Below are 4098 nucleotides of genomic sequence, written 5' to 3'. Positions count from 1 at the left end.
GCTTCTAAAGGATTCAACTCAATATAATTAATTTGGTTAACTCGACAGAACCGAACCATAGCTCTTGAATATATACCTGTGGATTCAAAAATTAATTTGGGCTGATTTACACGATTCAAATAATTTAATAAATAATTATAACCATTTTTGTTATTTTGAATAGTAAATTCCTTTTGGAATTTTTCATCAATATAGTGTGCAATCACACTATCTCTTTTACTAATATCAATGCCTAAGTAATCGATAAATAAAACCTCCTTAATAAATTTGAGAAGTTGTAACTTTACTGAACCTTTCTCATTTCACTTTCCTATACACGGTTTCAAGAACCCAACATACTACAATCGAATTTCAAAAGGCGAGAGTAAAGCTGACTAGTTTTTTTTACGGATTTCAAACCCAAGAGATCGCACAGTCTACTCCTCTCTATAACTATAAAAAATAGCTATGAAAAATCTATCGTCATAGATTTCTTCATAGCTAATCTTAGTATGTTTTCATAGTTTTAAGTTTTAAATTATAGTTACATAAATTCATCTCTACGTTCTATAAATTTAATATTTTCTTCTCTTAATGATTTTTGAATTAATTCTAATTCATCTAGATTCAACCACTCTGGATCTTTATTATGTCGAATGTAGTGTGGATCTTGTTTTACATTATTTACTGTTTCATCATAATTATAAATCATAACAACTTCATTTTGGCGAATATTAAATTCAATACCTTTAAAATGTTTATCTGATCTATTTTTTTCAGCTTTTACAGTTTTTATAATACGTTCAACTTTATCCATAACATTCACTTCCTATTCATCTATCAATCCTAATTTCACACATGCATCGTATATGCCATTCTCGTCTACACTTTTAGTTTCATAATCACAAACTTCTTTTAAAGCGTCTACAGCATTTCCCATAGCTACTCCACAACCAACTTCAGTTAACATTTCAACATCGTTCGGTCCATCGCCAAACGCTACGACTTCATTTAATGAAAATCCTAACTCTTTACTCAACTCTTTAATGCCTTCTGCTTTAGAACGATTGTTAGGTACAACGTCTCTGCTTAAAGTATGCCATCTATAAAACTTTAAAGATTCAAATTGGTTATCATATTTATAATCTTCATCAGCAGTATGGAATATAAGCGCTTGATATACTGGATGATCTAAATAATATGTATTGTGATATTGTGGATAATCCATTTTCAAAGTGCCTAAGCTTTCTGAAATATGAAGATTGTTTTCTTCACTTGCGTATACGTTTGTGTCTCCAAAGAAAACTAAAGGATGATTATTTTTGTGTGCTTTTTCAACGATTTGTGTTAATTCTTCCTTATTCAATGGATATTTACCTATTACTTCTCCATCATGAACAACAATTTGTCCATTTAATGAAACAAACGTTTGAATATCAGTTTCTTCAATTACGTGCTTAAACATGTAAGGTGCGCGTCCAGTAGCAATTCCAACTATGTGACCTTTTTCTTTTAATTTTTTTATTGCGGTTATTGTTGATTGAGGTATTTCTTTATTTTCATCATAAATTGTACCATCTATATCTAGAAATATTAATTTCTTTTCCAACTATCATCGCCTCCTCCGTTCTATTCTAGTCCATTCTGAGTATATATGAAAGATTTAGTTAAATAACTTTATTTATATCTAATTATCATGTAAAATGAACTTATTAAAAAGGTATTTATATATTTAATTTAAATACCTCTCAAAATGAACGGGACTCAAATTTCAAAAATTGACTAACCCTAGCCTTAAACTAGGGCTTTATTTATGTTAATCAACTAGGAGGATTATATATATGGCAATATTTAAAGTATTTTATCAAGAAGACAAAAGTGAAGTTATTGTACGTGAAAGTACACAAACTAAGTATTTCGAAGGACAAACAGAAGAACAAGTGAGACGTTATTTATCAGATCGTAATTATAATATCGAATTTGTCCAAAAATTAGAGGGCGCTCATTTAGATTATGAACAAAAATCAGAACATTTTAATGTGGAGAAAATCTAAATGAAACCCATCCAAAAAAATGAAGTAGGTGTATATGCACTGGGAGGACTCGGTGAAATAGGTAAAAACACGTACGCCCTCGAATATCAAGATGAAATAATCGTAATAGACGCTGGTATTAAGTTCCCAGATGACGATTTGCTTGGTATCGATTACGTGATACCTGATTATACTTACTTAATACAAAACAAACATAAAGTAAAAGCTTTATTCATTACACATGGACACGAAGACCATATTGGTGGCGTCCCTTATCTACTTAAACAATTCAATGTTCCCATATACAGTGGTCCATTAGCTTTAGGTTTAATTAGAAATAAATTAGAAGAACATCATTTACTAAAAACTGCACAACTCAATGAAATAACTGAAGACTCTGTGTTTGAATTTAAACACTTTAAAATCTCATTTTATTTAACAACACATAGTATACCTGAAGCATACGGTATTATAGCTGATACACCTCAAGGTAAAATTGTTCATACTGGTGACTTCAAATTTGATTTCACACCTGTTGGACAACCAGCAAATATTGCTAAAATGGCTCAATTAGGTGAAGAAGGCGTACTTTGTTTACTTTCAGATTCTACTAACTCTGAAGTTCCTAACTTTACACTAAGTGAAAAAGAAGTTGGACAAAATGTAGATGAGATTTTCCGTAAATGTACAGGAAGAATTATTTTTGCGACTTTCGCATCAAATATATATCGTGTACAACAAGCTGTTGAAGCTGCCGTTAAATACAATCGTAAAATTGTAGTATTCGGTCGTTCAATGGAGAACAACATTAAAATTGGTACTGATTTAGGATATATTAAAGTACCACCTGAAACATTTATTGAACCTAATAAAATCAATACTGTGCCTAAGCATGAAATATTAATTTTATGTACAGGTTCTCAAGGTGAACCAATGGCTGCTTTATCTAGAATAGCTAATGGCACACATAGACAAATTAGTATTATACCTGATGATACAGTAGTATTTAGTTCTTCACCTATTCCAGGTAATACAAAGAGTGTTAACAGAACAATAAACGCGCTTTATAAAGCTGGAGCAGATGTTATCCATGGTAAGTTGTCGAATATTCATACATCTGGACACGGTTCTCAAGATGAACAAAAATTAATGCTTCGTTTAATTAAGCCGAAATATTTCATGCCGATTCATGGTGAATATAGAATGCTTAAGAAACACAGTGAAACAGGTGTTAACTGTGGCGTTGATCCTGATAATATATTTGTATATGAAATCGGTGATGTATTAGCACTTACAAAAGATTCTGCACGATACGCAGGACGCATACCTTCTGGAAGTGTGTTCGTAGATGGAAGCGGAATTGGAGATATAGGCAACGTTGTTATAAAAGACCGTAAAGTATTATCAGAAGAAGGTTTAGTAATTGTAGTTGTAAGCATTGACTTTAAGACAAAGCAATTGCTTTCTGGTCCTGATATTATATCTCGTGGTTTTGTATACATGAGAGAATCTGGTCATTTAATTTATGATGCACAACGATTAATTAAAAAGTCAGTAATTGAGAAATTAAATAATAATGATAAAGTTGAATGGCATCATGTTAAAGCAACAATAACAGAAGCGTTACAACCGTATTTATACGAAAAAACTGCTCGTAAACCAATGATTTTACCAATCATTATGAAAATCAAATAATAGAGAATAGGATATAATCCCTTTTCTCAAGTCAAACACCGCAATCCGTTGATTTCTCTTTCGGATTGCGGTGTTTGTTTATTTCGTTTTAAAAAGTATATAGTCTTCTATTTTTGTTATAACTAACAAAGATTTGAGTACATAAAATTAAATCATAGAAAATATCGCGCTAACGGGCTTGTTTAGATTCACTAGGTCGTTAGAAATTGTAACAGGCTTGTTTCTTATTTCTTGCACTTTAGAGCGGCATACCTTATGTATTTAGGATAAAATTATATTAAAACACTGAATAACAGAATATGTCCATATAATTGTGTAATAAAAAAAGAGCCAAATATAGCTCACTTTAGTACAATGTAATCGACTAAGAAAATATTGTAGAGGTGACCTA

At 31.0% G+C, this 4098-nt stretch carries 5 protein-coding genes; 2 read left to right on the top strand and 3 right to left on the bottom strand.

What is annotated here, in order from left to right; all coding sequences use genetic code 11:
* The 3 genes from CD135_RS11470 to CD135_RS11460 all read right to left on the bottom strand — a co-directional run.
* The coding region (locus tag CD135_RS11470) for an IS110 family transposase (RefSeq protein WP_338141526.1) at positions 1 to 245 on the bottom strand (245 nt) is incomplete at its 3' end.
* Positions 246 to 523: 278 nt separating this feature from the next.
* Positions 524 to 796, bottom strand: a complete 273-nt coding sequence (locus tag CD135_RS11465) for a hypothetical protein (protein ID WP_064204121.1) — start codon at positions 794 to 796, stop codon at positions 524 to 526.
* A 12-nt stretch (positions 797 to 808) separates the two neighbouring features.
* Complete coding sequence (locus tag CD135_RS11460; protein ID WP_064204122.1) at positions 809 to 1588, bottom strand: Cof-type HAD-IIB family hydrolase; 780 nt, start codon at positions 1586 to 1588, stop codon at positions 809 to 811.
* Positions 1589 to 1820: 232 nt separating this feature from the next.
* Here CD135_RS11460 and CD135_RS11455 point away from each other — a divergent pair, with 232 nt between their 5' ends.
* Complete coding sequence (locus CD135_RS11455; protein WP_064204123.1) at positions 1821 to 2033, top strand: DNA-dependent RNA polymerase subunit epsilon; 213 nt, start codon at positions 1821 to 1823, stop codon at positions 2031 to 2033.
* On the top strand, positions 2034 to 3707 hold the full coding sequence (rnjA, locus tag CD135_RS11450; protein ID WP_064204124.1) for a ribonuclease J1: 1674 nt from the start codon (positions 2034 to 2036) through the stop codon (positions 3705 to 3707).
* Positions 3708 to 4098: the final 391 nt, after the last annotated feature.

The sequence above is a fragment of the Mammaliicoccus lentus genome, from assembly GCF_002902755.1.
In the GTDB taxonomy this organism is placed as follows: Bacteria; Bacillota; Bacilli; order Staphylococcales; family Staphylococcaceae; genus Mammaliicoccus; species Mammaliicoccus lentus.
This window is presented reverse-complemented; position numbering and strand designations above follow the sequence as displayed.